The organism is Rhizobium sp. BR 317, from assembly GCF_047445835.1.
Lineage (GTDB): Bacteria > Pseudomonadota > Alphaproteobacteria > Rhizobiales > Rhizobiaceae > Rhizobium > Rhizobium paranaense.
Window position 1 is genome coordinate 231,853 of the sequence record NZ_JARWLB010000002.1, and the last position, 26,418, is coordinate 258,270.

Sequence of the window (26,418 nt, forward strand, 5' to 3'; positions counted from 1 at the left end):
GGATGCGCTCAGTCTTGCGATTGATCGAAATGAGCTCTTGCGACGCGCACGGCCTCTTGATTGGCCTCAGCCCAGTTCAGAAGCTGCGCCAAAGGCTCGTAGAGCGAATAGCCAAGATCGGTCATGCGGTATTCAACGCTCGGCGGCTTGGTCGGGAAAACCTCACGACCAATATAGCCATCGCGCTGGAGTTCGCGCAGCGTCTGCGTCAGCATCCGCTGGGAAATATCGGGCACCATGCGGCGCAGCTCGCCAAAGCGATAGGGTCGCTGCGCCAGGGCCTCCAGCAACAGCACCGACCATTTGCCGCCGATCTGCGAGATCAAATCCCGCACCGGGCAATCCGTAAACGTGACCTTGCTGATATCGACGGCACGCAACGGTGCCTTCGTGCTACGCAGATTGACGACAGTGCTGGCGCTCAAGACAGTTCCCTTTTGGTAACGTAGAGCCAAAAAACTGCCTCCTTTACAGATCGAAGTCAAACGCCAATGTAGAGCTAGTCTCTTTTTGAGAGCGACAAACCTCTGCAAGTCCGCGGCGGTCAAACAAGGAAAACCATATGAGCAGCACTCTTCTCGTCACCGGCGCCGCGGGTCAGCTTGGCCAGCGCGTCATCCATCACCTGCTGGAGACATACAAGGTCGCCCCCGGCCGCATCATTGCCGCGACCCGCAGCCCTGAGAAGCTTGCCGACCTCGCCGCCAAGGGCGTCGTCACCCGCAAGGCCGATTTCGATGATGCCGCCAGCTTGTCCGCTGCCTTCGCCGGCGTCGATCGCCTGCTGATCATCAGCACCGACGCGCTCGCCGTCCCCGGCCAGCGCCTCAAGCAGCACACGGCTGCCGTGGAGGCCGCGAAAGCCGCTGGCGTCAAGCACATCCTCTATACCTCGATGCCAGCCCCGGAAAACTCCCTCGTCATCTTCGCGCCCGATCACCTCGGCACGGAAAATGCCATCAAGGCAAGCGGCATCGGCTACACGATCCTGCGCGACGCCTGGTACTTCGACAACCACCTGCACGGCCTGCCCCACAGCCTCGAAGTCGGCAAGTGGTACACCTCGAGCGCCGGTGGCCGCGTCAGCAATATCAGCCGCGAAGACTGCGCACTGGCCATCGCCGCCGCTTTGGCTTCCGACACGACGGAAAATGCCACCTACACGCTGACGGGCTCGACCGCCGTCACCATCGAGGACATCGCAAGCGTCGTTAGCAAGATCACCGGCCGGCCGCTGGAAGTCGTGCAGGTCAACGACGAACAGTTCGCCGCTGGCCTTACCGGCGCCGGCCTGCCGAAATTCGTCGTCGACATGCTCGTCTCCGCCGACGCCAACATCCGCGCTGGCAATTTCAATATCCTCACGAACGACTTCAATAAGCTGACCGGCAAGGAGCCGCAGACGCTGCGCAGCTTCGTCGAGGAACATAAGGCCGCGTTGCTCGGCTAAGTCTATGGGATGGTCAGGCGAGGCCGTCTTTGCCGCACCTTCACGCATGGCCCCTCACCCCAGCCCTCTCCCCGCAACGCGGGGCGAGGGAGTTTTCATGCCTCAAGCATGAACTCTAACCGAGTGATGTAATCAATGGCTTGCGCTGTCGTCCCTTCTCCCCGCAATGCGGGGAGAAGGCTAGGATGAGGGGCCAGGCAAAAGGGCGCGGCAAAAGACGAGCGCGCCTGATCAGCCGCAGATCCCGCCGATCAAACCGCCTGCCCGCATGCCCGACAAAACCGCCGCACCGTCTCCGCCATGCCATATTCCAGCGCATCGGCGGTCAGCCCATGCCCGATGGAAGCTTCTGCGAGCCCAGGGATGCGCTTGAGGAGTGCCGGCAGGTTGGCAACCGTCAGGTCGTGGCCGGCATTGACAGCAAGGCCGTTGGCAAATGCCGCGTCCGCAGTCTTGCCGAGACCATCGAGAATGACGGCAGCCCGCTCCGGTGCGTCATAGCAGCCGCCATAGGGACCGGTGTAAAGCTCGATGCGGTCAGCACCAACCTCCTTGGCAATCTTTACGGCCTCGGCATCGCCGTCCCCATCCGCAAACAAGGAAACGCGGCAGCCGATCTTCTTGTATTTGGCAACGACCTCGGCCAACAGATCGCGATTTTTACGGAAATCCCAGCCGTGGTCGGACGTCGCCTGTGAGGGATCGTCGGGCACCAGCGTCACCTGCTCCGGCTCCACGGATGCGCAGAGATCGAAGAACTCGTCGGTCGGATAGCCTTCGATATTGAACTCCGCCTCCGGAAATTCGTCGTCGATCAATGCCCGGATATCGGGCAGGTCGGAGAAGCGGATGTGCCGCTGATCGGGCCGCGGATGCACCGTCAGGCCGCTGGCACCGGCGGCAAGAGCGATCCGTCCCAAGCCGGTGACACTCGGCCAGGGAAGGTCGCGCCGGTTACGCAACATGGCAATAGCATTGAGGTTCACGGAGAGCTTGGCGGGCATGATCGAAATCCATGATTTATAAAGAGGATAATACATCCGTTTTATGCGATTGCACGCCGCAAGACCAACGAGATTCGAATATCGATTCATGCAAAAGATTGATGGTCCTCCCCTCTTTTGCCGTCTCACCCGTCCGACGATACCCCCTTCGGGCAACTTATAATTTCCCCGAAACCCGATAGCGTCATTGTATCGGGCGCCTGATTTGATTCGTCCGGGAATGAGGGGGCCAAAAGTTCGCCCACGGTAAATTTGTCCTTATGAAACCTAAGAATTTTCATCGGCGACATCTGCGTTTGTTGGTCGCGTCATTGTGAAAGCGAGTTGGGCGTAGCTTCGGCCTCCTCCGTCAGACAAAAAAATAGGCACTCAATCGTGGCGTGGGGCGCCGCGATCAAAAGGGGATGGAAATATGGAGGGACTCATGTCTGACGGTTCCAAACGTCCGTTTGCTGCCGCCAATCTTGTTTCTCGGGCGCGCGCCAAGTACCGGTTCCTGCCTGAGACGGCAATTCCGTCTGACCTGCCGGAGGGGTCGGTTGCCATTGCGGATATGGCCAGCGCTTTCGGCGTGACGCACAGGACGCTGCACTTCTACGAGGAAAAGCGGCTGATCTCGGCCGATCGCCACGGGCTGATGCGCATCTACGGCATCGACGATGTGCTGCGCATGGCCGTCATCACGGTTTGCCGCGAAGCCGGCATGTCGATCGCCGTCATTCAGGAGATCATGGAAAAGCTTGACGAGGCGGAAACATCTGATGGTGCCGAGGCTATCTTCCGCACGGCCCTCAACCACCGCAAACGCGAACTGATCGTTGAGATGTCCCAATTGAACCGGCAGATGCAGAAAGTCACCGATCTCCTTGACTATGACAGCACCCCAGAACTCCGCTATTCTCATGGCGAAGACATCTGACCTCTAGCGTCTGGCGCAGAGGTTACCCCACCTAATCACGAAGTGAGCAAGTAAGCTTCACCGGACAATCGTCAGCGTCTCGGCGGCGCGCGTGATCGCCGTATAGAGCCAGCGCTCGCGCGTATCGCGAAACGCCCAGCTTTCGTCGAACAACACGACGTTATTCCACTGCGAACCCTGCGCCTTATGCACGGTAAGCGCATAGCCGTAATCGAATTCATCATAGCGCTTGCGGGTCGACCAGGGGATTTCGCCTTCGACATCCTCGAAGGCTTGCTTCAGCAGCTTGATCTTCGCCGCACCCCGATCCATGTCGTCATCTTCCGGCCGCACCAGCAGATTGATGCCCGGCTTCGTGGTTTCCCTGGACGACGTCATCACCTGCCAGAGCGAACCATTGAGCAGGCCCTTGGCGGGGTCGTTGCGCAGGCAGACCAGCTTGTCGCCGGATTGCGGATATTCGGCCGTAAAACCCTTGAGCTCGCGCAGTCGCTGATTGTAACGTCGGCGGGTACGGTTGGTGCCGACCAACACCTGATCCGCCTCGAGTACCAGTGGCTGCGTCACCTCATTCTTCGAAATCACCTTCGCCGTGCCGTAGTCGCCGTGCATGATCTCCTTGCCCTCACGCACATGCATGGCGAGTTGGATGATCGGATTGTCACGGGCCTGGCGGTGAATGTCCGTCAGCAGATAGTCCGGCTCTTCGTTGGTGAAGAAACCACCGCCTGAGACCGGCGGCAACTGACCGGGATCGCCAAGCACGAGAATCGGCGTGCCGAAACTCATCAGGTCCTTGCCGAGCGCTTCGTCCACCATCGAACATTCGTCGACGATGATCAGCGCTGCCTTGGCGACAGGGCTCTGCCGGTTGATGGTGAACATTGGAGCGATCGACGTCTTGCCGGTCTCTTCGTCCTCGACAGCCTCTTCGCCGCGCGGGCGATAGATCAGCGAATGGATGGTCTTGGCGTTGCTGGCGCCGCGCGAGCGCAGCACCTGCGCCGCCTTGCCGGTGAAGGCAGCAAACAGCACCTCGCCATCGACATGCTCGGCAAAATGCCGCGCAAGCGTCGTCTTACCCGTACCGGCATAGCCGAACAGGCGAAACAGCGGCGAGCGCCGTTCCTTCAGCCATTTGGCAACGGCCTTGAGCGCTTCGTCTTGTTGTGGCGCGAATTGCATGGGCCGACTTGGCAGGATTCGGCCGGCAGAAGCAAGCAGTAAAAAACCCAGAATTGTTGGGAATAAAATCGTGGCAATTCGCGTCTCATGTTCGGCAACGCAAAACGTGGGGCCTAGACCATAGGTCTACCATTCCGAGGAGAAACATCATGAAAGCCGCGAAATTCTTGCCGATCCTGGTCATGGCATCGGCCGTAGCGACGTCGGCCTTTGCCGCAGCCCCGGTAAAAACCGGCGAGAGCGCCAAGGGCAAGGTTCTCACAGGCGAAAACGGCATGACGCTCTACACCTTCAAGAATGACAAGAAGGGTGTCTCCAATTGCAACGACGACTGCGCCAAGGCATGGCCGCCGCTGATGGCCGATAGCAAAGCCAAGGCAGAAGGCGCATATTCGATCATCACCCGCAAAGACGGGAAGAAGCAATGGGCGAAGGACGGCATGCCGCTCTATTTCTTTATGAAGGATACCAAGGCCGGTGAAGTTGCCGGCGATGGCTTCAAGGGTGTGTGGGATGCCGCACGGCCCTGATCGGACCGACAGGGATGCGGGGGGAGCTCTCCCCGCGCCCGACAGCTTCGAGGCGGAGGTGCTGGCGCTCCTCCCCTCGTTAAGGCGCTATTCGCGCAGCCTCACCCGATCCGACGCCGATGGCGAAGACCTTCTTCAGGACTGCGTGGAAAAGGTGCTGGCGCGGCGCAGCCAGTGGCGCGGGCTGAACCTGCGCGGCTGGGTGCTCACCATCATGACCAATCTCTACCGCAACGGCCTGCGCCAGCAAGGTCGTCGCAATTTCGTCGATCTTGACGACAGCACCGATCTGCCGGCCGCCGAGACCAGCAGCGATCCTTTGGAGCGCTCGCGATTGGAAGCGGCGCTGAACAGCCTCGGGGAGGATTATCGCGCCGTACTGATGCTGGTCGTCGTCGAAGGCTACAGCTATCAGGACGTCGCCACCACACTGGATATTCCGATCGGCACCGTGATGTCGCGCCTGTCTCGAGCGCGCCGGAAAATGAGCAGTCTGATGAATGCCGAGAATGTCATTACGCTTCGGAGACCGAAATGAGCGAACGTAACCCGACCGTGACCGAAGCGGATCTCCACGCCTTTGCCGACGGATTGCTGCCGGCGGACGATCACGCCCGGCTGGAAGCCTGGCTTACCGAAAATCCGGAGGAAGCGGACCTGATTTCCGCCTGGCAGGCGCAGAATGCCGACATCAAGGCATTGTTTGCGCCATATGCAATCTCGAAGGAAGGCGACCGCGAGCTGGTATCACCGCCCATCACGGCGTCTGTGCCTGCAACATCACCACGGCTTCGCTGGCTGCCGATGGCTGCGGCCTCTCTGGCGATCTTCCTGGTTGGCGCTGCCGCCGGCCATTTCGGCCCGCCGCTTCTGACACAGCCGGACCTTCGCGTGACGGCTATCGAAGCCCTGCCACGACAGGCGCAATCGGCCTTCGTCGTCTACGCAAGCGATGTCCGCCATCCGGTCGAGGTCGGCGCGGATCAGGAAGCGCATCTCGCCACCTGGCTCGGTAAGCGCATGAATATCGCCGGTCTCAAGGTGCCGAGCCTGCAGACGCTCGGTTTCCAGCTTGTCGGCGGCCGGCTGCTGCCTATCAACGGCACGCCCGGTGCACTCTTCATGTATGAGAACGCCACCGGCCAGCGCCTGACCGTGCTCATCGGCAGCAACAAGGAAAACACCACAACCAGTTTCCGCTTTACCAGCGTCGGCACGGTCGAGACCTTCTATTGGATAGACGGCAAGCTCGGCTATGCCGTCACCGGCGAAATTTCGCGCGACATGCTGAGGCAGGTGGCGGACGAATGCTACAAGCAGTTTTCGTCTTAGTGCATGTCGCGCAAAAGTGTGCGGCGGTTTTGCGAAAACGACATGCACAAACAAAGAGCTAAAGCGTGGGAGCGTATCTGAAAGATCGCGACGAGCTTTAGGCCCCTCAGCGTTCCGGATCGTTCTCAAGCAAGATCGGCTTGCCGTGCGGCGTCGCTTCCGCCGCGCGCTGCCAGCTTCTTTGCAGGTCGAGGATCGCGCCGGCGTCGGCGATGCCGCGGCTGACCAGCAGGCCGGACAATGCCGCCACCCAGCAGTCGAAATAGTCGCTGCCGTCTTCGGCCCTGCCCGGCCTGTGCAATTCGGCGGAAAGCTGCTCCGCCCATTCGCCCCAACTGAACAAGCCCTTCTCATACAGATGCACGGTCATGGCGAAGGCCTCCGCCGCCCAGGGTTCGGGGAAGACCGGCTCACCATCGGTGGATTTTGGCAGTTGCGGCGATTGCGCCAGGGGCGAGGCGATTTCACACGCACTCAAGGTAACTCTCCCAGGCATCGATGGAGACGGTAAGCGTTGGATCGGCGCCCTCGCCCCAAATTTCCGGGGCGTCGAAAACGACCGTGTAGATCCATTGCGGATTTTCGCCCTTGCCGTGGGCGTTGTCGTCGGGGAAGACGAACGAGCCCTGCACGGCCTCGACTACGCCCGATTTGGCGCGCGCATAGCGTGGCAAACGCGTATGTCCTGTCGGATTGATATTCTTCGTCCGCACGCGATCGCCGACCGCAAAAAGCGGCGCTGCATCGACCGGCCGATCGCAAGGGCCGCCCTTGGCGAGCGCACCGGCAACCATATCGGCCTTCAGGATGCGTTTCGGAACAACTCCCTGCCCCGACGAATGGCCGGTTCGCAGCTCCTCCTGCGTTACAAAACCATGCCGTTTCAGCAGCGTCTCGAGCCCGCGCGTCCAGATCTCATAATAGCTGGCGGCAAGATATTCGGCCGGAGGGATGTTTTCGCGCGCATGCCGGCTTTCATCGATGCTCCAGGCGCCGAAGGCACCGCAGGAGAGCGTGACGCCAAGCGCCCGCTTTTCCCATTCCGTGTGGAAGACCGGTTCGTTCGGTTCCGGCGCGACCGGCCCGAAACCCATCTGCCCGCCGAGATCGTGCGGCCCGTTCATAGCGTCACCTCCGGAGCCTTGGCGATCGCGGTACCGATCATCGCGTCACGGCTAACGAGGTCGGCAAGATCAGCCTCATTCATGCCCTCGGTGCCATCAGGACGTTCCGGGATGACGAGATAGCGCAGCTCCGCCGTCGAATCCCAGACGCGAATCGTCTTCCCCTCAGGCAGCGTCAGACCGAATTCGGCCAACACACCGCGTGGATCGATGACGGCGCGGGAGCGATACGCCGGCGCCTTGTACCAGACCAGCGGCAGCCCGAGCACCGACCAGGGATAGCAGGAGCAGAGCGTGCAAACGATGAGATTATGCGTTTCAGGCGTATTGAACACCGCCCGCATATGCTCGCCCTGCCGCCCTGTGAAACCCAGGCTGGCAATCGCCGCCGTCGCGTCACGCTTCAACCATTCGGCAAATTCCGGATCGCTCCAGGCTTTCGCCACCACCTGCGCCCCATTGCGCGGCCCCACCTTGGTCTCATAGGTCTCGACGATGACATCGATCGCTGCCGGATCGATCAGCCCCTTTTCCGTGAGCAGCGTCTCCAGCGCCTTCACGCGCGCCTGCATGTCGGAATAGTGGTTGTCATGATCATGGTGATGGTGGTCGTCATGATCGTGCATGATGTATCTCCCCGTCGAATAGGCCAGAAATCTAAGCCTTTGCTATCGAGGCGCCAAGCGCCTTCTCCACGGTTGCAACCGCGATCAGATGCCGCAACCCTCTCGCATTGTTAGCGCGTTTAGCTAGTCTGCCCAGCATGAAGATTTTGATTCTTGGCGCAACTGGTTTCATCGGCTCTGTGATCGCGGCGCGATTGCGCAAAGACGGGCATATGGTCACAGGTCTTGCTCGCAATCCTGACCGGGCGCGCATAAAACACCCTTCGATTGACTGGATCAAAGCCGATCTGGCTGAAATGACCGATCCATCGGACTGGCGTGCAGCGCTAAGCAGCCACCGGATCGTCATCAACTGCGCCGGAGCCCTTCAAGACGGGCTTTCCGACGATCTCGCCGCCACGCAGGAAAAAGCGATGCTGGCGCTCTATGCCGCAGCCGCACAGTCGGCAATCGAGCTCGTCGTGCAGATTTCCGCGCGCACGGAAGGCGGTGGTCGGGACCAACCATTCCTGGCGACAAAGCGCAATGCTGACAAGGCGCTGGCGGCAAACGGTCTCAACCATATTATCCTGCGGCCGGCGCTCGTCCTCGGCCGCAATGCGCATGGCGGCACGGCATTGCTACGCGCGCTTGCCGCCATACCCTATCTCCTGCCTCTCATTCATGCACAAAGCCCTGTCGAAACCGTCTCGGTCGACGATGTCGCAGCGATCGTTTCGGCTGCAATTGCCGGCGAACTCCAATCCGGCACCGACATCGATCTTGCCGCCAGTGAAGCACTGACACTCCGCCAACTCGTCATCCTTCATCGAAACTGGCTCGGCCTGCCGCCAGCGCAGGTCGTGCCGATACCGGCCAGCTTCGCAAAGCCGGTGACGTGGATGGCCGACATCGCCGGCAAGCTCGGATGGCGCTCGCCGCTCCGATCGACTGCGATGGCCGTGATGTCAGAAGGCGTTCTCAGTCGAAGAGATGGGCAACACCTCCCAAGCCGACGCCTGGCGACAGCAGCCGAAACGCTGGAGGCCAATCCTTCCGGCGTTCAGGATTTGTGGTTTGCCCGCCTCTATTTGTTAAAGCCGCTGATGATCTCTGGCCTGGCGCTCTTCTGGATGCTGTCGGGCATCATCCCGATACTGGCCCCGACAGGCGCAAGCCGGCACCTCCTGCCCTTTATGCCGGATGGCTTGGCAATGGCGTTGACCCTGATCACCTGTTTTCTCGATATAGCCCTCGGCGCATTTGTTCTCGTGCGGCCTTTCGCGCGGTCGGCATTGTTCGGAATGCTTGCCGTTACGCTCGGCTATCTTGCCGGCGGCACCTTGCTCGAACCATCGCTTTGGCTCGATCCTCTCGGGCCACTCGTCAAAGCGCTGCCGTCGATCCTGCTGACATTTGCCACGCTTGCGGTGTTGGAGKAGCGCTGATGCTGGGAGAGGAGCTTCTTCGCCTCGTGCATGTCATCGGCGCTACCGTGCTTTTCGGCACCGGCGCCGGCATCGCATTCTTCATGGTGATGGCGCATCGCACGGGCGACCCCAAGGTGATCGCACATGTTGCCGGCACAGTCGTCATCGCCGACACGATCTTTACGGCAACGGCCGTCATCCTACAGCCGGTCACCGGCTATCTGCTTGCACAATCGATCGGCTGGTCACTCGAAGAAGGATGGATCGCTCTGTCCCTGCTGCTCTATGTGCTGACCGGAGTTTTCTGGCTGCCGGTCGTCTGGATACAGCTCCGCCTGCGCGATCTCGCCCGGACGGCATCCGCGACCGAAACGCCGCTGCCGGCAGCCTACCACCGCCTCTATCACATCTGGTTTGCTTGCGGCTTCCCCGCCTTTTTCGCTGTCATCGGCATCCTCTGGCTGATGCTCAACAAGCCATCCATATCGCTATTTTAACATCGGCCAGAGGCTGAGCACCAGCAGGACAGCCATGGTGATGTTGAACCACTTGAGGCGAACGGGGTCGGAAAGCCAGTCGCGCAGGGCCGAGCCGAAACCTGCCCAGGTCGAAACGCTGGGAATGTTGACCGCCGCAAAGGCAAAGCCGACAAGCAGCACGCTGATCAGGTAGAGCTGCGGATTGGTGTAGGTCGCCATGGCCGTGACCGCCATCACCCAGGCCTTGGCATTGACCCATTGAAAGGCGGCGGCACTCAGGAAGCTCATCGGCTCGACACCGCTTTCCTTCTCGCTGAGGCTGCGCGACGTCGCGATCTTCCAGGCGATCCAGACGAGATAGGCTCCGCCGGCGAATTTCAGGCCGGTATAGAGCACCGGAACGGTATGCAGCACTGCCCCGAGCCCCAGCCCGACGCCCAGCAGCAGCGACAGAAAACCGACGCCGATGCCGAGCATATGCGGGATCGTGCGGCGGAAACCGAAGTTCACGCCCGATGCGAACAGCATCATATTGTTCGGCCCAGGCGTGATCGACGTCGTGAAAGCAAACAACAGAAGAGCCAGGAATGTATTCAGCGGCATGAAGTCCCTCCGAACGCCGCTCTTTGGTCAGCAGGAAGCGTCCATCTCGCGATGCGCATCACTCATAGCGGCGCCTATGCTGCGCGACCCTAATTCGCCCTGGAATCGAATGCCATGACAGGATTGTCACGGTGACATGAATGGCCTGATTGAATTCCCGATGAATGCCCTTATCCTTCGCCTCTCAAGCAGCGAGGACAGGCCATGCGCGACCCCATTCCTACCGTCACTCTCCCCTCCGGCATCACGGTTCCCGCACTCGGCCAAGGCACATGGAACATGGGCGAAAAAGCCGCCCGGACCAGTGACGAGATCGCCAGCCTGAAGGCCGGGCTCGATCTTGGCATGACGCTGATCGACACCGCCGAAATGTATGGCGAAGGCGGCGCGGAGGAAATCGTCGGCGAGGCGATCGCGGGACGGCGCGACGAGGTGTTCGTCGTCAGCAAGGTCTATCCTCACAACGCAAGTAGCAAGGGGACTATTCAAGCCTGCGACCGCAGCCTGAAGCGAATGAAAATCGACCGCATCGACCTTTATCTGCTGCATTGGCGCGGAGAGTATCCGCTGGCCGAAACGGTGGCTGCCTTCGAAGCCCTGAAAGCCGCAGGCAAGATCGGCGCCTGGGGCGTATCGAATTTCGACGTCGACGACATGGAGGAACTGCTCGCGGTTCCCGATGGCGGCAATGTCGCCGCCAATCAGGTGCTCTACAATCTCGGCCGACGCGGCGTCGAATACGATCTGCTACCGTGGTGCCAGGAGCGCAACATCCCGATTATGGCCTATTCACCGATCGAACAGGGCCGGCTGGCGCATCATCCGAATCTGATCCACATCGCCAAGACCTATCAGGCAACGCCGGCGCAGGTTGCGCTCGCCTTTCTGCTGGAGCGCGACGGCGTGATCGCCATTCCCAAAACCTCCAATCCGCAACGCGTTGCAGAAAACCGCGACGCCGTCTCGCTCGACATCACCGATGAGGATTGGGCCACCCTCGACGCCGCCTTCCCGCCACCGGCGCGAAAGAAGCCGCTGGAGATGCTTTAACTACCGACCTCTGCGCGCTGCTGCGCGACGATCAGCTCGATCGCCTGGAAAACATCGATCACCCGCCAGTCCGCGGGATTGCGATAGGTCGGATAAAGCGAAAAGGCGGCAGCGGCGATTTGATCGACGGTCCGCCGCCTGGTTCGTCTGTCGGCGAGAACGGCTTTCGTGTAGACGCCGAATTGATCTTCCGTCACACCCCATCCGGCATAAAACGGCGCCGCATAGCAGCGAACCGGGATGCCGCGCAGAAGCGCATCGAAACCGAACTGGCTGGAGACGGTCCAGACCTCGTCCACGACATCAAGAATCGATGCGACCGATACAGCATCATCAAGAAATACCGCACCACCTTTGCCGGCGGCTTCCGTGGTCAGATATCCCTTGCGGTGGCCGGCCATGACATCCGGATGCGTCCGGATCAGACATTGCGCATCGCTTGCCAAAGCGTCGGCAAGCATCCGCTCGAACGAGGCGCGCGAGCCGAGCGCCTTGCCGACCGAGATATCGCCGACGACCTGATCGACAAGCAGGATGCGACGCTTCGTCGTCCGCTCGATCGCGGGCGACCTGTGCGGCAGATGATTGTATTTGGAGAGCCGATTGCGGACGATCTGTTCGCGGATGGCCCTGCCCAGTTCTCCGGCATCTTCCGCGCCGGCGATCAGGCGTTCAAGGCGCGAGGGCCGGCTTGCGTCTACGGGGAGACCGAGATCGTCGACCACGATCGAAAGAGGGATTGCACCGGCCTTGCCGAGGCCTACCGAGCGCAGAAAACCGTCTTCGAGATTCCAGTGTGGCAATCCCCGCAACCGCGAGATCGCTGCCGCCGTCTTTGCGGGTGCGCGGCCGCCCCAGGAAAGCACGCCGCCGATGCCGGGCGATAGCGTAGACGCGATCTTCTGCGACCCGAAATATTGGCCAAGCCAAGGAAAAGCATTGCGGACATAAAAGGTGGCGCCGAGACTCATCCCTGCCGGAGGATGCCAGCTCTTCTCGCCGATATCAGGCGGACTCTCCGCGGCAGAAAACGTCACCGACATGACCTCATTGATGACGCAACCTATCCGCCCCGAGCGCCGCGCAAGCTACGCGACGCTGATAGACCGGTGAACGGCAGGCTTCCTTACATTCCCTGGGAGCCGCGGTTCATGGCGGCAATGCCGGTGCGGCAAACTTCGATCAGGCCGAGCGGCTTGATAATGGCGATGAACTGATCGATCTTCGATGACTTGCCGGTGATCTCGAGAATGAAATGCTCGACCGTCGCATCCACCACTTTGGCATGGAAGGCATCGGCCAGCCGCAGCGTTTCGGCGCGGGTCTCGCCGCTTCCGACAACCTTCAGCAGCGCCACTTCGCGCTCGATCGGCCGCTCCTGGCCGAGTTCGCGGGCGCGCACCGTCAGGTCGACGACGCGATGAACCGGCACGATGCGTTCAAGCTGCGCCTTGATCTGTTCCAGCACCTGCGGCGTGCCGCGCGTGACGATGGTAATGCGCGACAGATGGGCCTGATGCTCGGTCTCCGAAACGGTCAGGCTTTCGATGTTATAGCCGCGACCGGAGAAGAGGCCGATGACGCGGGCGAGAACGCCGGGCTCGTTGTCGACCAGCACCGAAAGCGTATGGCTCTCGGCCGCCGCGGTTTCCGGCGAAATGAAATAGGCGGAGCCCGTGGGTTGAAGGTGTGCGGTCATTGTCCTTGTTCCGTTTCCTCGGTTCTTATGGTCAGGATGCCAGCGCGATCCTGACTGAATGGTGATTGGTCCAGCGGCCGGGGGACACGGCAAACCTACCGTGTCCCGGCTTTCCGATCAAACGAGCTGCCGACCCTTGGCGTCGATGGCGTTGGCGACGACTTCGTCGGTCGCTTCATCCGGCAGCAGCATCTCGTTATGTGCCTTGCCCGACGGAATCATCGGGAAGCAGTTGGCGAGATTGGCAACGCGGCAATCGAAAATGACCGGCTTCTTGACGTCGATCATTTCCTGGATCGCCGCGTCGAGATCGCCGGGCTTTTCACAGCGCAGGCCGACGGCACCATAGGCTTCAGCGAGCTTCACGAAATCGGGCATGGCCTCGGTGTAGGAGTGCGACAGGCGGTTGCCGTGCAGCAACTGCTGCCATTGGCGCACCATGCCCATATATTGGTTGTTCAAGATAAAGATCTTGATCGGCGCATTGTGCTGGATCGCCGCCGACATTTCCTGAATGCACATCTGGATCGAGGCATCGCCGGCAATGTCGATGACGAGGCTTTCCGGATGGGCGATCTGTACGCCGAGAGCGGCCGGCAGGCCGTAACCCATGGTGCCGAGGCCGCCCGATGTCATCCAGCGGTTCGGTTGCTCGAAGCCGTAAAACTGCGCCGCCCACATCTGATGCTGACCGACTTCCGTGGTGATGTAGGTATCGCGGTCCTTGGTCAGCGCGTAGAGACGCTGGATCGCATATTGCGGCATGATGACATCGTCATGCGGCTTGTAGGCGAAGGAATTGCGCGCACGCCAATGTGTGATATTCGTCCACCAATCGTTAAGACGATCCGCCGCCGGCTTGTGAGGCAGCGCCCGCCACAGGCGAACCATATCTTCCAGAACATTGCCGACATCGCCGAGGATGCCGATATCGACGTGAACGTTCTTGTTGATCGAGGACGGATCGATGTCGATGTGGATTTTCTTCGAATTCGGCGAAAAGGCATTCAGGCGGCCGGTAATGCGGTCGTCGAAGCGCGCGCCGATGCAGACCATCACGTCGCAATCATGCATCGCCATATTGGCTTCGTAAGAACCATGCATGCCGAGCATGCCGAGCCAGCTTTTACCGGATGCCGGATAGGCGCCGAGGCCCATCAGCGTCGAGGTGATCGGGAAGCCCGTCAGCTCGACCAGCTCACGCAGCAGTTTCGAAGCCTCCGGACCGGAGTTTACGACGCCGCCACCGGAATAGATGATCGGCCGCTTCGCATTTGCCATCAGTTCGATAGCCTGCTTGATCCGGTTGAGATCGCCCTGAACCTTCGGCTGATAGCTCTTCTGGACATCATGCGCTTCCGGCGGCGTATAGGTGCCGGTGGCGAACTGAACATCCTTCGGAATGTCGACGACGACGGGACCCGGACGGCCGGACTGGGCAATGCGGAACGCTTCGTGGATGACCGCAGCGAGCTTGTTGACATCCTTGACCAGCCAATTGTGCTTGGTGCAGGGCCGCGTGATGCCGACCGTATCGCATTCCTGGAAGGCGTCAGAACCGATCAGGGACGTGGGAACCTGGCCGCTCAGGCAAACCAGCGGGATCGAATCCATCAGTGCGTCCTGCAGCGGCGTGACGGCATTCGTCGCGCCCGGACCCGAAGTGACCAGCATGACGCCGACCTTACCGGTCGAGCGGGCATAGCCTTCCGCTGCGTGGCCTGCGCCCTGCTCGTGGCGCACGAGGATGTGCTGGATATCGTCCTGCTGAAAAATTTCGTCGTAGATCGGCAGAACAGCGCCGCCCGGATAACCGAATACGTGCTTGACGCCGTTGTCCCTGAGCGCCTGCAGCACGATCTCCGCGCCTGTCATCTGATTGCTGCTCGCCTGATTATCTGTGCCGGTCATACGTTTGTTCCGCTATCTGCTGAGGTTTGGAAAAATGAAAACTCGATTTCGGGCATAAAAAAAGGCTCCTTCGGGAGCCTGCTGTCTAGCGCATGGGTGGCTATCGCCGGATGGTTACACCATCCTGCCCATGCGCTGTCCCACCACGATAAGAACCGTCAAGTTTTTCATGGGCGGAAGTGATAGACAGAAAATTTCTAAGCGTCAACGCATTCCGCAATAAAAAATCGCGGCCTTTCCCAATCCTCTTAAAATCTGGGGGAGCGCGAAAGGGTTTTGTTAAGCCACCCTCCCTATGCTTCACGGCTTAACGCTGGGAGTAACCGTTTGCTCAACAATGATTTGCAGACGTCCGGCAAGGCTGGGGACCTTGATCGTCGCGATAGTATGAAGCCAGGGAATCGCTTCCTCGGCCGTGTTGTCGCGTGCAGTGGTTCCAGGGCGACCATCGCTGCGATCGCCGAAGATGGCGGCACCGATCTGACCGAGCTTTGGTCCGTCGGCAAACTGATCTCGATCAGCGTAGGTGCCAATCGTGTCGCTGCCCTCGTCTACGCCATGAACACCGGCAATACAGGCTGGGGCGAAGGACAAGACAATCTTTTCCGCATCGAAGTGGAATTGCTGGGCGAAGTCCGCGTCGGGCCAAGCGGCCGCGAGGAATTTTCCAGTGGCATCTCCGCCTATCCCTATCTCGGCGCTGTTGCTCACCGCATCCGCGCCAGCGATCTCATGCGCATTTTCGATGCCGGTAAGGACAGCAGTTGTGTMATCGGCAAGCTGACGCAGGATGAGAGCATCGACGCCGCCATCCATATTCCTTCGATGCTGGCCAAGCATTTCGCCGTGGTCGGCTCCACTGGTGTCGGCAAATCGACCGCCGTCTCGTTGCTGCTGCATAAGGCGATCACTTCCGATCCCAAACTGCGCGTGCTGATCCTTGATCCGCATAATGAATTCGCCGCCGCCTTTCCCAAGCATTCCGTCGTCGTCGATACCGATACGCTCGACCTGCCCTTCTGGCTGATGCGGCTCGATGAATTCGCCGAGGTCGTTTTCCGCGGCCGGCCGCCGATCCCCGACGAACTCGACATGCTGCGCGATATTATTCCGGAGGCAAAGCGCGCCTTTCGCGGCAGCGACTCGCCGCTGATGCGCCGTCAGACGGAAAAGAGCTCGGTGACGGCAGATACGCCGGTTCCCTACCGCATGGCCGATCTGTTGGCCTTGATCGATGAGCGCATCGGCCGGCTCGAAGGCCGGCAAGAAAAGCCGCATCTGCGCTCTCTGAAGATGCGCGTCATCTCGGCGATCAACGATCCGCGTTATCATTTCATGTTCTCCAACAACACGATCAGCGACACGATCATGGAGACGATCGCGCAGATCTTTCGTATTCCTGGCGACGACAGGCCGATCTGCACCTTCCAGCTCGCAGGGATTCCATCCGAAGTCGTCAACTCCGTCGCCTCCGTCCTTTGCCGCATGGCCTTCGAGCTCGCGCTTTGGAGCGAGGGCGCGATCCATATGTTGGTCGTCTGCGAAGAGGCGCATCGCTATATCCCCGCCGACCCGAATCTCGGCTTCTTTCCGACGCGGCAGGCAATTGCCCGCATCGCCAAGGAGGGCCGCAAATACGGCGTGTCGCTCGGCATCATCACGCAGCGTCCGGGCGAACTCGACCAGACGATCCTGTCGCAGTGCTCGACGCTGTTCGCCATGCGCCTTGCAAACGACCGCGACCAGGACATCATACGTTCGGCAATCCCCAACTCTTCGATTTCGACGACGAGCTTCCTGTCTTCGATCGGCAACGGCGAAGCCATCGCCTTCGGCGAAGCCATCGCGGTCCCCATGCGCATGCGCTTTTCCCGCGTCGAAGAAAGCTTGCTGCCGAAGGCCAGTGGCAGCATCGCAAGAACGAGCGAGGAATCACCCGATACGGTCGACCTGCGCACCATCATCAGCCGCATGCGATCGATCTCCGGTCCCGATATCTCCGCCTTTCAGCAGAGCTACACAACCCTGAGCGATGCGGCGAAAGATTTCGACGAGGATATTGGCGATGACGATGCTGATCAGCCTACCCCAGCATCCGAGCCGCAGCCGGTGCGAATTGCGGCGCCGTCGATAGAGCCTTATCGGCCCGACATGCTGCCGCGCACGCCGGCGGCTTCAACTTTTGGCTCGGCTCCTCAGACATCGATCGATAGCAGACTTGCCGAGCTGCGCCGCGAGTTCCGAGGCGGCGACAATGCAAGCGGTCAGCCCGCATCGGCGAACGAGCCCCCGCAGCCTGCGCGGCGCGAAGGCGGCCTGTCCCTGCGCGACAGTATTCTGAGAAAGCCACTGAGCAGCCTCTACAACAAGGACTGATGCGGACTACGGACTAATGCGCTCCCAGCTTTCGTCCATCTGATTGCGAAACCAGGTCATCTGCCGTTTTGCATATTGCCGCGTCGCGGCGGCACCGGTCTCAAGAACCTCCTCGCGCGTCATCTCGCCTCGCAGCATCGCAGCGATCTGCGACACGCCGATCGCCTTCATGATGGGCATCTCTTCCGGCAGCTTCAACGCCAACAGAGCCCGCACTTCATCTTCGGCGCCCATGGCGAGCATCTTCTCGAAACGGCCGTTGATGCGCTGATGCAATACCGCGCGATCCGGCAGCACGACGATCTTTCGCGCACGATCGGCATCGACGATGACAGGACCGCTCTTGCCCTGAAACGTTGTGATGGATTGTCCCGTCGCCTCCATGACTTCCAGAGCGCGAACAATACGCTGGCCATCCTGGGGATTGAAGCTTGCCGCTACGGCTGGATCGCGAACAACGAGCGCCTCATGCAGCGCCTCAGGTCCCTGCGTCAACAGCCGTTCCCGTAGGCGGCTGCGAATATCGGCGGGGATATCGGGCATATTGGAAAGCCCGCCGGTCAGAGCCTTGAAATAGAGCCCGGTGCCACCKACAAAAACGGGCATCCGTTTCTCATCGCGTAATTGCGCCACCAGGGCTGTAGCCTCGCGCAGCCAGGCGCCCGTGGAATAGGCTTGCCCCGCCGGTACATGGCCATAGAGATGGTGAGGAATGCCCTGCATATCCTCCTCAGATGGCCGGGCCGTCAGCACGCGCAATGTGTCATAGACCTGCATGCTGTCGGCATTAACGACCACACCATCGTGCTCGCGGGCCAATTCCACCGCAAGCGCGGACTTGCCGCTGGCGGTCGGCCCGGTTATCAGGATCGCGTCGATATCGCTTATAAGGTTTCTGATCATGGCCTTCGTTGCCACGCTTATTGCCAATCCGTCAAACCCCGTTCTCGTCCCGGCAATCGCCGAGCAGGCGGCGGACGCCGTCCAGGCAGCGGGACTCTATTGGCTGGCCGACGGTATCGCCTGCGACATTGCGCTGCGCGACGGCACCGATCTGCAGGCGGCGGAAGCCAATATTCTCGCAGTCATCGCCGGCGCGCCGATCGATCTGGTCATCCAGGAAGCCGAGACGCGCCGAAAGAAGTTGCTGATCGCCGACATGGATTCCACCATGATCGGCCAGGAATGCATCGACGAACTGGCCGCTGAAGTCGGATTGAAGGAGAAGGTCGCAGACATCACCGCCCGCGCGATGAACGGCGAGATCGCCTTCGAGCCGGCCCTGCGAGAGCGGGTGGCCCTGCTGAAAGGTCTGCCGATCTCTGTCGTTGACGACGTCATCGCCAAACACATCACCCTCACCCCCGGCGGCGCGGAGCTGATCGCCACCATGAAAGCCAAGGGCTACTACGCCGCCCTCGTCTCCGGTGGCTTCACCCTCTTTACGAGCCGCATCGCGGCCACCCTGGATTTCGATGAGAACCACGCCAACGTCCTGCTGGAAAACAACGGCGTGCTGACCGGCCTTGTCGCCGAACCCATTCTCGGCATGCAAGCCAAGGTCGACGCGCTCAACACCATTGCCAAAAAGCTTGGTATCTCCACCGCCGACGCCATTGCCGTCGGCGATGGCGCCAATGATCTCGGCATGCTGCAACTCGCTGGCTCCGGCGTCGCCCTGCACGCTAAGCCAACGGTGGCTGCCCAGGCCAAGATGCGCATCGACCACGGCGACCTGACCGCCCTGCTCTACATTCAGGGCTACCGGAAAACTGATTTCGTCAAGGCGTAGCATCAAAACGCTGACGATTGGAGGCGATCCATGATCATTGCCGAAACTGAGCGTCTTATCATCCGCAACTGGCGCGACGGCGATCGCGATCTTGCCTTCGAGATCAACTCCGATGAGACGGTCATGGAGTTCTTTCCGTTTCGCCGCAATCGGGCGGAAGCGGATGCATTTTTGGAGCGGGTCCAATCCATGATCGCCGACACAGGGTTTGGCTTCTATGCCCTGGAACTCAAGGCAAGCGGCGAGGCGATCGGCTTTTGTGGACTGGCACAAACGAACCATCTGGAGCCGTTCGTGCCGGCGGGTACCGTCGAGATCGGCTGGCGGCTGGCTGCGCGGTATTGGGGCAAGGGGCTGGTCAGCGAAGCGGCGCGGGCACTGCTCGCCTACGGTTTCGAAACCCACGGCCTCGATCAGATCGTTTCCTTCGCAGTTCATAACAATATCCGCTCGACATCGGTCATGGAGAGGATCGGCATGCATCGGGTCGAAGGCGGGGATTTCGAGCACCCTGGCGTTTCTGATGCCTACCCTCACCTGCAGCGTCATGTGCTCTATCGCTTAACCGCAGCCGAGTGGCGCGCCCGGCAATGACGATCATCGAGACGCCGCGGCTCATCCTGCGCCCATGCCAGGAGAGTGATCGCGACCTCTTTTATGAACTGAGTTCCGATCCCGATGTCCTCGAATTCTTTCCCTTCCGCCGCAGCCGGGAAGACGCCGATGCCGTCTTCGACATCATCGGCACACTGATACCGGAAGCCGGTTTCGATCTTCTCGTACTGACATTGAAACAGAGCGGCGAGCCGATCGGCTTCTCCGGATTGTCGAAGCCAAAGCTTGAACCATTCTTACCTGAAAATGCCGTCGAGATCGGCTGGCGACTTTCAGCCCAGCACTGGCGTCAGGGCTATGCCAGCGAGGCCGGAACCGCCTTGTTGCGCTACGGTTTCGAGACGCTCAAACTCGACGAAATCGTGTCCATTGCCGTGCACAACAATCATCGCGCGTTGGCGGTGATGCAACGGATCGGCATGCATCGCGATCCGGCCGGAGATTTCGATCATCCGGATATTCCCGCCACTCATCCGCAGCTAAAGCAGCATGTGCTCTATCGCTTGAGCGCTATGGAATGGCGCCGCCAACAGGAGCAGGCCGCCCCGAATTGATGCGGCCTACTCCAGCGCCACAGCAATGAAGCGCAGATCGCCATTCGGAGAGGCGATCATCATCTGCGCATTGCGGCGACCTTCCCGCTTCAGCGATGCAACCTTTTCCGAAGCAGCGGTCGGCGTCTGCACGAATTCCTGAGCCACTTCGACGACAACTTCTCCCGGCTTCAGCCCCTTCTCCGCTGCGGCCGAACCCGGTGCAACCTCCGTGATCACCACGCCGTCGACACTGTCGGCAATGCCAAAGCTCTTGCGGTTTTCGGCGTTCAGCGTCGCGAGTTTCATGCCGAGCACCTCCTGGGTAGCCTGCGGCTGCGGCGCTTGCTGCTGCTGACCGTTGTCCTGGTCCTGCCCATCCGCTCCGTCGTCATCGCCTTCATCTCCCTCGTCGGGATTGATGACGCCGTCGTTGCCGCCGCCCTTGTCGTTGGGCGCAAGCCGGGGCGCCTTGTCGCCGCCGCCCTTATCGCCCTGATTGCTGTCGCCGCTGCTAGCTGCGGCCGCCTGGTCGCTGTCTTCGAGCCGGCCGAGCGTGACCTTCACAGTCTGCTGTTTGCCGTCGCGCATGATGACAACGTCGACTTCCTTGCCGACGGGGCTTTCAGCGACCACACGCGGCAGATCGCGCATCTCGTCAACGTCCTTGCCATCGAATTTCAGGATGACATCGCCGGCCTTGATCGAACCGTTATCGACCGGCCCGCCCTTGATGACGCCTGCCACCAGCGCGCCCTTGGCGCTTTCGAGGCCGAGGCTGTTGGCAACATCGTCGGTGACCGGCTGGATGCGCACGCCGAGCCAGCCGCGACGGGTCTCGCCGAAATCCATGAGCTGCTTGACGACACCCTCGGCCAGTTCGGAGGGCACGGCGAAGCCAATACCGATGGAGCCGCCGCTCGGCGAGATGATCGCCGTGTTGATGCCGATCACTTCGCCCTTCATGTTGAAGAGCGGGCCGCCGGAATTGCCCTTGTTGATCGCCGCATCCGTCTGGATGAAATTGTCATAGGGACCGGCATTGATATTGCGGCCACGGGCAGAGACGATACCCACAGTCACAGAGCCGCCCAGACCGAAAGGATTGCCGATCGCCATCACCCAGTCGCCGATCCGCATCTTGCCGGAATCGCCGAATTTGACCGCGATCAGCGGATGCTTCGGTTCCACCTTGAGCACGGAAAGATCGGTCTTCGTGTCGGTGCCGATCAGCCGCGCCTTCAGCTTGGTGCCGTTCGGGAAGATCGCCTCGATATCGTCGGCACCTTCGATGACGTGATTGTTGGTGACGATGTAGCCGGATGGATCGATGACGAAACCGGAACCGAGCGAGCTGACCTTGCGGTTGCTGTTTTCGTTGTTCCGGTTCTTGAAGAAGTCGTTGAAGAACTCCTGGAACGGCGAATTGTCCGGCACCTTGGGGGTCGCCGGGCCATCGCCCTCATCCTTGACCTTTTGGGAGGTCGAAATGTTGACCACCGCATCCAGCAGACCGGATGCCAGATCGGCAACCGAGGCGGGGCCGGCATTCATTGCCGGATTGCCCGTGACCGGCAACGTCGCGCTGTTAGGCGTCACGGTCGGGTTCTCGGTCGTCGTTACAGTCGAGCCGCTCAAGGGAGCCTGCGCCGGGTTGGTCGCCGTAGCCGGGGTCTGACTATTGGAGGTCGCGGGCGCCTGCGTGCCCGACGCGGTGTTGCCGGTGGTTGCGCCGGCGGAGCCCGTGGCGGGAGCCTGGCCCGTTTCTCCGGTGGGTGCCGGTGCGGTTGTCGCGGAATTGCCCGGAGCCAGTGCGCCTGCAGCAGCGCCGCTATTGGGCGTCATCGTATCGGTTGAAGGCGTCTGCGTCGTCTGCGCATACGCCCGCTCGACGCCTGCTAGGGTGGGACCGGCAATCAGCGCCACACTGGCCAAGAGCGCGAACGAACGTCTGAAAGGCAGGCGATTGGTCGAGGCCATCAGGCATCCTCATCGAGAAAGGGAAGTCTTGTATAAGCATCAACATAAGGCGGAATGATGAAGCGTGAAATCACCTTTTTGCGATATCCCCGCGCGTCCATCCGGCCTTGCGATTCATGGTAAAATTGATGCCATCCGACATAAGACAAGGGGCCGCCAGAAGGCAGCCCCTCGGATTTCAGCGAGTTGTCGCGCACTATTTCGCGGGTGACGGCGCAGCCAGCGCCGGCGCACCTGCCGCAGGAGCAGAACCGACCGAGCTGTCGAAATACTTGAAGAATTCCGACTGGTTCGGCGGCAGGACCAGCGTCTTGCCGCCCGAAGCGAGCGCCGTGCGATAGGCAGCCAACGAGCGATAGAATTCGTAGAAGCTCGGATCGCGCGAGGAGGCATCAGCGAAGATGCCGTTACGCTCGGCCTCGCCCTGACCGCGTAGGACTTCAGAATCCTTCTGTGCATCCGCCACGATCTCGACGACCTGACGATCGGCGATGGCTCGACGGCGCTGACCTTCTTCATTACCCCGGGCACGGATCAGCTCGGCTTCCGCCAGACGTTCAGCCTTCATGCGGTCGTAGGTCTGCTGCGACACTTCCTGGGTCAGGTCGGTGCGGCGGATACGAACATCTTCGATGTTCAGGCCGAGGGACTCGGCATCGCGGTGCAGGTCGTCACGCACTTCCGTCATCATCGAAGCACGCTCGTTGGACAGAGCAGCTTCGAAACCACGCAGACCGTAGACACGACGCAGCGACGCGTCGAGGCGGGTCCTGAGACGCGATTCCGCTGCATCGCGATCGCCCGACACCGTCTCGCGGAATTTTCGCGCATCGGTGATCCGGTAGACGACAAAAGCATCGACCTCATAGAACTTGCCGCCCGAAACCTGGACACGGATATTGTCCAGATCGAAACGCAGCTCCTGATCCTGGATATATTGCACCCGATCGGCATCCATGAAGGCAAAGGGCAGCTTGAAATAGAGACCCGGCTCTGTCTTCACGGCACGGATCTGGCCGAAGCGCAGAACGATCGCCTGTTCGCGGGCATTGACCACGAAAATGGAGGAATAAACGATCAGCAGCACCACCGCGAGCGCGATGAGAATGGTTGGCAAACGGCTGGACGTCATTATTTGGCCTCCGGCTGAGGTGCGGCCGCGGGCTTGGCCGACTGGGTCGTGGACTGCTTGCCGAGGTCGTTCAGCGGCAGGTAGGGCACGACGCCCTGCTTGTCGTCGATGATAATGCTGTTCGAATTGCCGATAACGGACTCCATGGTTTCGAGGAACAGCCGCTTGCGGGTCACTTCCGGCGCCTTGACGTATTCGTCGTAGATGGAGATGAAGCGCTGCGCCTCACCCTGAGCTTCTTTGACGACACGGCTCTTATAGGCAGCCGCCTCTTCACGAATCTGGGCCGCACGGCCGCGCGCCGCGCCAAGCTGCTGGTTGGCGTATTGATTGGCCTCTTGCACCTGCTGGTCTTCGTTCTGCTCGGCGCGCTGCACCTCGTCGAACGCGTCGGCCACTTCACGCGGCGGCGATGCATCTTCGATCGGCACGGCATTGATGGAAATMCCCGAGCCGTAACGGTCCATCGTGTCTTGAATGATGTTTCTCACCTCGATCGCGATTTCCTGGCGGTTGTCGCGATAGATATCCTGGGCCGGACGGCGGCCGACAACCTCACGCATGGCGCTTTCCGCAACTTGCTGCAGCGTCTCGTCAGGAGTTTCGAGGTTGAAGAGATAGGCTTGCGGATTGGTGACGGTGTAGAGCACCGAGAACTGCACGTTAACGATATTCTGATCGCCCGTCAGCATCAGGCCGGCGTTCGAACCCGAGCTCGAACGGCCACCGATATTGCGCTGCTGTTCGGTAACCTTGACGATCTCAACGCGATCCATCGGCCAGAAATGGAAATGCAGGCCCGGCATGGATACTTCGGCGCGCGGCTGGCCGAAGCGCAGCTCGACGCCGCGCTCATCCGGCTGAACCGTATAGACGCACTGGATGAGCCAGAAAATGACGATGATCGCCGCGACGATGACAAAGGCGCCGCCATTGAAGCCGCCGGGAACAAGCCCCTTCAAGCGATCCTGACCACGGCGAATGATGTCTTCAAGATCGGGCGGTCCACCGCTGCCGCTTCCCCGCGGCCGGTTCGGTCCCTGCCCCCAAGGCCCCTGATTATTTCCACCGCCGCCACCGCCGCCCCACGGGCCGCCGCCGCCATTCTGATTGCTCCAGGGCATCAAAACCTCTTTGTTTATGGACTCCCAGTATCGCGCAGACTTTGAAATTCGCAGGCAGCGGCGATTGTCTCCCGTTATAGGTATCGGCGCATCTGCTTTCAACGCAACTTCAGGAAGTTCGTCGGATTTATTGGAAAATAGTTGATTTTTGTGGACAGCTTTTATGCTTTGCGCCTGAAATAGCTGACAAAGCGCGTCGGATAATTGTCCTTCTCGCCGGCCGGTACGGCAAGCTCGCTTTCAACCTGCCAGAGAGCCGGATCGACCGCCGGAAAGGATGTGTCGCCGTCCACCTCGGCCTCCACATGGGTGATCAGCAGGCGGTCGGCCAAACCAATCGCCTGTCGATAGATTTCACCACCGCCAAGGATGCAGATCTCACCGACACCCATCTCCGCAGCGAGGCGGCTCGCGACATCGATGGCCTCGCCAAGCGAATGCACCACCGTCACATCCTCCACAGCAAAGCCGGGATCGCGGCTGATCACCACGTTCGGCCGGCCGGGCAGCGGCTTGCCGATCGACTGGAACGTCTTGCGCCCCATGATGACCGGTTTACCAAGCGTCATCGCCTTGAACCGCTTAAGATCGGACGACAGCCGCCACGGCATGTCCCCGTCACGGCCGATGATGCCGTTGCGTGATACGGCAACAAGAATGGTTTTTACCGGTTCAGCCATCCTTCCCTCCCCAGTCAGACGGCAATCGGCGCCTTGATATTGGCGTCGGCCTCATAGCCTTCCAACGTGAAATCCTCGAAATTGAAATCGAAGATATTCTTCACCGCCGGATTAAGGCGCATGGTCGGCAGTTTTTTCGGGGTGCGGGTCAGTTGCAGCCTGGCTTGCTCGAAATGGTCGGAATAGATGTGCGTATCACCGAGCGTATGCACGAAGTCGCCAGGCTTCAGCCCCGTCACCTGCGCCACCATCAACGTCAGCAGCGCATAGGAGGCGATGTTGAAAGGCACGCCGAGGAAGGTGTCGCCCGAGCGCTGGTAAAGCTGGCAGGACAGCTTGCCGTCGGCGACGTAGAACTGGAAGAGGCAATGGCACGGCGGCAGCGCCATTTCGTCCACCTCGGCCGGGTTCCAGGCCGAAACAATATGGCGGCGGGAGTTCGGGTTGGTCTTCAGCCCTTCGATCAGGTTGGCGATCTGGTCGATGTGGCCTCCGTCTGGAGCCGGCCAGGAACGCCATTGATGGCCATAAACCGGTCCGAGATCGCCGTTTTCGTCGGCCCACTCATCCCAGATCGAAACGCCGTTCTCCTTGAGATAACGGATATTCGTCTCGCCCTTCAGGAACCACAGCAGCTCATAGATGATCGAGCGCAGATGCAGCTTCTTGGTGGTGAGCACCGGAAAACCCTCGGAAAGGTCAAAGCGCATCTGGTAGCCGAAGACCGAGCGCGTGCCCTTGCCGGTGCGGTCGCCACGGTCGATGCCGGTGTCTATCACATGCTTCAAGAGATCGAGATATTGCTTCATCGCACCCGCCGCCGATTCCATTTCTCTTGAATTTAATGGCAAGTCGGCGCGAAACC

27 protein-coding genes and 1 pseudogene are annotated in these 26,418 nt (G+C 60.5%); 12 read left to right on the forward strand and 16 right to left on the reverse strand.

Features of this window, described 5'->3' with window-relative positions; translation table 11 throughout:
• Positions 1–8: 8 nt before the first annotated feature.
• Positions 9–425: a winged helix-turn-helix transcriptional regulator gene (locus QD357_RS03700; RefSeq protein WP_107108398.1), complete on the reverse strand. Its 417-nt coding sequence runs from the start codon at positions 423–425 to the stop codon at positions 9–11.
• A gap of 137 nt (positions 426–562) precedes the next feature.
• Here QD357_RS03700 and QD357_RS03705 point away from each other — a divergent pair, with 137 nt between their 5' ends.
• Entirely contained in the window at positions 563–1,450 is an 888-nt protein-coding gene (locus tag QD357_RS03705; RefSeq protein ID WP_107108399.1) for an SDR family oxidoreductase, read from the forward strand.
• A 251-nt stretch (positions 1,451–1,701) separates the two neighbouring features.
• Here QD357_RS03705 and QD357_RS03710 read toward each other — a convergent pair whose 3' ends face one another.
• Positions 1,702–2,454, reverse strand: a complete 753-nt coding sequence (locus QD357_RS03710; RefSeq protein WP_107108558.1) for a pyridoxine 5'-phosphate synthase — start codon at positions 2,452–2,454, stop codon at positions 1,702–1,704.
• A gap of 424 nt (positions 2,455–2,878) precedes the next feature.
• Between QD357_RS03710 and QD357_RS03715 the strand changes: the two are divergent.
• Positions 2,879–3,343: pseudogene (locus tag QD357_RS03715) on the forward strand (MerR family transcriptional regulator); the annotation flags it as partial.
• A gap of 87 nt (positions 3,344–3,430) precedes the next feature.
• On the opposite strand, the gene QD357_RS03720 reads toward QD357_RS03715, so the two are convergent.
• The gene (locus QD357_RS03720; protein ID WP_107108401.1) at positions 3,431–4,558 is read right to left on the reverse strand and encodes an ATP-dependent DNA helicase; all 1,128 of its coding nucleotides are present in this window, start codon (positions 4,556–4,558) and stop codon (positions 3,431–3,433) included.
• A gap of 149 nt (positions 4,559–4,707) precedes the next feature.
• Here QD357_RS03720 and QD357_RS03725 point away from each other — a divergent pair, with 149 nt between their 5' ends.
• From QD357_RS03725 to QD357_RS03735, 3 genes are read left to right on the forward strand one after another with little or no spacing between them, the layout of a single operon-like run.
• Positions 4,708–5,088 carry a hypothetical protein gene (locus tag QD357_RS03725; protein ID WP_104823502.1) on the forward strand — a complete coding sequence of 127 codons (381 nt, stop codon included), beginning with the start codon at positions 4,708–4,710 and terminating at the stop codon, positions 5,086–5,088.
• On the forward strand, positions 5,072–5,626 hold the full coding sequence (locus QD357_RS03730; protein WP_107108402.1) for an RNA polymerase sigma factor: 555 nt from the start codon (positions 5,072–5,074) through the stop codon (positions 5,624–5,626). The genes QD357_RS03725 and QD357_RS03730 overlap by 17 nt, the downstream gene beginning before the upstream one ends.
• Positions 5,623–6,420, forward strand: a complete 798-nt coding sequence (locus QD357_RS03735) for an anti-sigma factor family protein (RefSeq protein WP_107108403.1) — start codon at positions 5,623–5,625, stop codon at positions 6,418–6,420. Before QD357_RS03730 ends, QD357_RS03735 begins: the two co-directional genes overlap by 4 nt.
• Positions 6,421–6,526: 106 nt before the next feature.
• Here the strand turns inward: QD357_RS03735 and QD357_RS03740 are convergent, their stop codons facing one another.
• Genes QD357_RS03740 through nthA form a run of 3 tightly spaced genes read right to left on the reverse strand, consistent with a single transcriptional unit; the run spans position 6,527 to position 8,170 of the window.
• Positions 6,527–6,898, reverse strand: coding sequence for a nitrile hydratase accessory protein (locus tag QD357_RS03740; RefSeq protein ID WP_107108404.1), 372 nt, complete (start codon positions 6,896–6,898; stop codon positions 6,527–6,529).
• Positions 6,885–7,544, reverse strand: coding sequence for a nitrile hydratase subunit beta (nthB, locus tag QD357_RS03745; protein WP_107108405.1), 660 nt, complete (start codon positions 7,542–7,544; stop codon positions 6,885–6,887). Before nthB ends, QD357_RS03740 begins: the two co-directional genes overlap by 14 nt.
• Positions 7,541–8,170, reverse strand: a complete 630-nt coding sequence (gene nthA, locus QD357_RS03750; RefSeq protein WP_107108406.1) for a nitrile hydratase subunit alpha — start codon at positions 8,168–8,170, stop codon at positions 7,541–7,543. The genes nthB and nthA overlap by 4 nt, the downstream gene beginning before the upstream one ends.
• 137 nt (positions 8,171–8,307) lie before the next feature.
• On the opposite strand from nthA, the gene QD357_RS03755 reads away from it, so the two are divergent.
• Together QD357_RS03755 and QD357_RS03760 are read left to right on the forward strand one after the other, a co-directional pair.
• Positions 8,308–9,597: an SDR family oxidoreductase gene (locus QD357_RS03755; protein ID WP_414124045.1), complete on the forward strand. Its 1,290-nt coding sequence runs from the start codon at positions 8,308–8,310 to the stop codon at positions 9,595–9,597.
• A 2-nt stretch (positions 9,598–9,599) separates the two neighbouring features.
• Entirely contained in the window at positions 9,600–10,076 is a 477-nt protein-coding gene (locus QD357_RS03760; protein ID WP_107108559.1) for a DUF2269 family protein, read from the forward strand.
• Here QD357_RS03760 and QD357_RS03765 read toward each other — a convergent pair.
• Entirely contained in the window at positions 10,068–10,661 is a 594-nt protein-coding gene (locus QD357_RS03765) for a LysE family translocator (protein ID WP_107108408.1), read from the reverse strand. The genes QD357_RS03760 and QD357_RS03765 overlap by 9 nt on opposite strands.
• A 204-nt stretch (positions 10,662–10,865) precedes the next feature.
• On the opposite strand from QD357_RS03765, the gene QD357_RS03770 reads away from it, so the two are divergent.
• Positions 10,866–11,711, forward strand: a complete 846-nt coding sequence (locus QD357_RS03770; RefSeq protein ID WP_107108409.1) for an aldo/keto reductase — start codon at positions 10,866–10,868, stop codon at positions 11,709–11,711.
• Here the strand turns inward: QD357_RS03770 and QD357_RS03775 are convergent.
• From QD357_RS03775 to QD357_RS03785, 3 genes are all read right to left on the reverse strand, one after another.
• On the reverse strand, positions 11,708–12,682 hold the full coding sequence (locus QD357_RS03775) for a capsular biosynthesis protein (RefSeq protein ID WP_107108560.1): 975 nt from the start codon (positions 12,680–12,682) through the stop codon (positions 11,708–11,710). The two genes, QD357_RS03770 and QD357_RS03775, sit on opposite strands and share 4 nt — an antisense overlap.
• Positions 12,683–12,837: 155 nt before the next feature.
• Positions 12,838–13,410: an acetolactate synthase small subunit gene (ilvN, locus tag QD357_RS03780; protein WP_107108410.1), complete on the reverse strand. Its 573-nt coding sequence runs from the start codon at positions 13,408–13,410 to the stop codon at positions 12,838–12,840.
• A 117-nt stretch (positions 13,411–13,527) separates the two neighbouring features.
• Positions 13,528–15,321 (reverse strand): acetolactate synthase 3 large subunit, encoded by a 1,794-nt coding sequence (locus tag QD357_RS03785; protein ID WP_107108411.1) that lies wholly within the window; start codon positions 15,319–15,321, stop codon positions 13,528–13,530.
• A 327-nt stretch (positions 15,322–15,648) separates the two neighbouring features.
• Here QD357_RS03785 and QD357_RS03790 point away from each other — a divergent pair, with 327 nt between their 5' ends.
• Positions 15,649–17,697 (forward strand): ATP-binding protein, encoded by a 2,049-nt coding sequence (locus tag QD357_RS03790; RefSeq protein ID WP_107108412.1) that lies wholly within the window; start codon positions 15,649–15,651, stop codon positions 17,695–17,697.
• Positions 17,698–17,703: 6 nt separating this feature from the next.
• Here QD357_RS03790 and miaA read toward each other — a convergent pair whose 3' ends face one another.
• On the reverse strand, positions 17,704–18,600 hold the full coding sequence (miaA, locus tag QD357_RS03795) for a tRNA (adenosine(37)-N6)-dimethylallyltransferase MiaA (protein ID WP_107108561.1): 897 nt from the start codon (positions 18,598–18,600) through the stop codon (positions 17,704–17,706).
• Between miaA and serB the strand changes: the two genes are divergently transcribed.
• Genes serB through QD357_RS03810 form a run of 3 tightly spaced genes read left to right on the forward strand, consistent with a single transcriptional unit; the run spans position 18,599 to position 20,658 of the window.
• On the forward strand, positions 18,599–19,489 hold the full coding sequence (gene serB / locus QD357_RS03800) for a phosphoserine phosphatase SerB (RefSeq protein ID WP_107108413.1): 891 nt from the start codon (positions 18,599–18,601) through the stop codon (positions 19,487–19,489). The two genes, miaA and serB, sit on opposite strands and share 2 nt — an antisense overlap.
• Positions 19,490–19,519: 30 nt before the next feature.
• On the forward strand, positions 19,520–20,083 hold the full coding sequence (locus QD357_RS03805; RefSeq protein WP_107108414.1) for a GNAT family N-acetyltransferase: 564 nt from the start codon (positions 19,520–19,522) through the stop codon (positions 20,081–20,083).
• The gene (locus tag QD357_RS03810; protein ID WP_107108415.1) at positions 20,080–20,658 is read left to right on the forward strand and encodes a GNAT family N-acetyltransferase; all 579 of its coding nucleotides are present in this window, start codon (positions 20,080–20,082) and stop codon (positions 20,656–20,658) included. Before QD357_RS03805 ends, QD357_RS03810 begins: the two co-directional genes overlap by 4 nt.
• Before the next feature lie 6 nt (positions 20,659–20,664).
• Here the strand turns inward: QD357_RS03810 and QD357_RS03815 are convergent, their stop codons facing one another.
• The 5 genes from QD357_RS03815 to QD357_RS03835 all read right to left on the reverse strand — a co-directional run bounded on the left by QD357_RS03815 (position 20,665) and on the right by QD357_RS03835 (position 26,362).
• On the reverse strand, positions 20,665–22,617 hold the full coding sequence (locus QD357_RS03815) for a Do family serine endopeptidase (RefSeq protein ID WP_107108416.1): 1,953 nt from the start codon (positions 22,615–22,617) through the stop codon (positions 20,665–20,667).
• A 196-nt stretch (positions 22,618–22,813) separates the two neighbouring features.
• Complete coding sequence (gene hflC, locus QD357_RS03820) at positions 22,814–23,749, reverse strand: protease modulator HflC (protein WP_107108418.1); 936 nt, start codon at positions 23,747–23,749, stop codon at positions 22,814–22,816.
• Positions 23,749–24,873: an FtsH protease activity modulator HflK gene (gene hflK, locus QD357_RS03825; RefSeq protein ID WP_107108419.1), complete on the reverse strand. Its 1,125-nt coding sequence runs from the start codon at positions 24,871–24,873 to the stop codon at positions 23,749–23,751. The genes hflC and hflK overlap by 1 nt, the downstream gene beginning before the upstream one ends.
• 161 nt (positions 24,874–25,034) lie before the next feature.
• On the reverse strand, positions 25,035–25,553 hold the full coding sequence (locus QD357_RS03830; RefSeq protein ID WP_107108420.1) for a dihydrofolate reductase: 519 nt from the start codon (positions 25,551–25,553) through the stop codon (positions 25,035–25,037).
• 14 nt (positions 25,554–25,567) lie between these two features.
• Positions 25,568–26,362 (reverse strand): thymidylate synthase, encoded by a 795-nt coding sequence (locus QD357_RS03835; protein WP_107108562.1) that lies wholly within the window; start codon positions 26,360–26,362, stop codon positions 25,568–25,570.
• Positions 26,363–26,418 lie beyond the last annotated feature (56 nt).

Coding starts and splice junctions, on each gene's coding strand:
- QD357_RS03830 (WP_107108420.1), bottom strand. CDS start 25,553: ATGGCTGAACCGGTAAAAACCATTCTTGTTGCCGTATCACGCAACGGC.
- QD357_RS03810 (WP_107108415.1), top strand. CDS start 20,080: ATGACGATCATCGAGACGCCGCGGCTCATCCTGCGCCCATGCCAGGAG.
- QD357_RS03835 (WP_107108562.1), bottom strand. CDS start 26,362: ATGAAGCAATATCTCGATCTCTTGAAGCATGTGATAGACACCGGCATC.
- QD357_RS03735 (WP_107108403.1), top strand. CDS start 5,623: ATGAGCGAACGTAACCCGACCGTGACCGAAGCGGATCTCCACGCCTTT.
- QD357_RS03720 (WP_107108401.1), bottom strand. CDS start 4,558: ATGCAATTCGCGCCACAACAAGACGAAGCGCTCAAGGCCGTTGCCAAA.
- QD357_RS03765 (WP_107108408.1), bottom strand. CDS start 10,661: ATGCCGCTGAATACATTCCTGGCTCTTCTGTTGTTTGCTTTCACGACG.
- QD357_RS03710 (WP_107108558.1), bottom strand. CDS start 2,454: ATGCCCGCCAAGCTCTCCGTGAACCTCAATGCTATTGCCATGTTGCGT.
- QD357_RS03805 (WP_107108414.1), top strand. CDS start 19,520: ATGATCATTGCCGAAACTGAGCGTCTTATCATCCGCAACTGGCGCGAC.
- QD357_RS03725 (WP_104823502.1), top strand. CDS start 4,708: ATGAAAGCCGCGAAATTCTTGCCGATCCTGGTCATGGCATCGGCCGTA.
- serB (WP_107108413.1), top strand. CDS start 18,599: ATGGCCTTCGTTGCCACGCTTATTGCCAATCCGTCAAACCCCGTTCTC.
- nthB (WP_107108405.1), bottom strand. CDS start 7,544: ATGAACGGGCCGCACGATCTCGGCGGGCAGATGGGTTTCGGGCCGGTC.
- QD357_RS03770 (WP_107108409.1), top strand. CDS start 10,866: ATGCGCGACCCCATTCCTACCGTCACTCTCCCCTCCGGCATCACGGTT.
- QD357_RS03705 (WP_107108399.1), top strand. CDS start 563: ATGAGCAGCACTCTTCTCGTCACCGGCGCCGCGGGTCAGCTTGGCCAG.
- QD357_RS03730 (WP_107108402.1), top strand. CDS start 5,072: ATGCCGCACGGCCCTGATCGGACCGACAGGGATGCGGGGGGAGCTCTC.
- QD357_RS03775 (WP_107108560.1), bottom strand. CDS start 12,682: ATGAGTCTCGGCGCCACCTTTTATGTCCGCAATGCTTTTCCTTGGCTT.
- QD357_RS03815 (WP_107108416.1), bottom strand. CDS start 22,617: ATGGCCTCGACCAATCGCCTGCCTTTCAGACGTTCGTTCGCGCTCTTG.
- QD357_RS03785 (WP_107108411.1), bottom strand. CDS start 15,321: ATGACCGGCACAGATAATCAGGCGAGCAGCAATCAGATGACAGGCGCG.
- nthA (WP_107108406.1), bottom strand. CDS start 8,170: ATGCACGATCATGACGACCACCATCACCATGATCATGACAACCACTAT.
- hflC (WP_107108418.1), bottom strand. CDS start 23,749: ATGACGTCCAGCCGTTTGCCAACCATTCTCATCGCGCTCGCGGTGGTG.
- ilvN (WP_107108410.1), bottom strand. CDS start 13,410: ATGACCGCACACCTTCAACCCACGGGCTCCGCCTATTTCATTTCGCCG.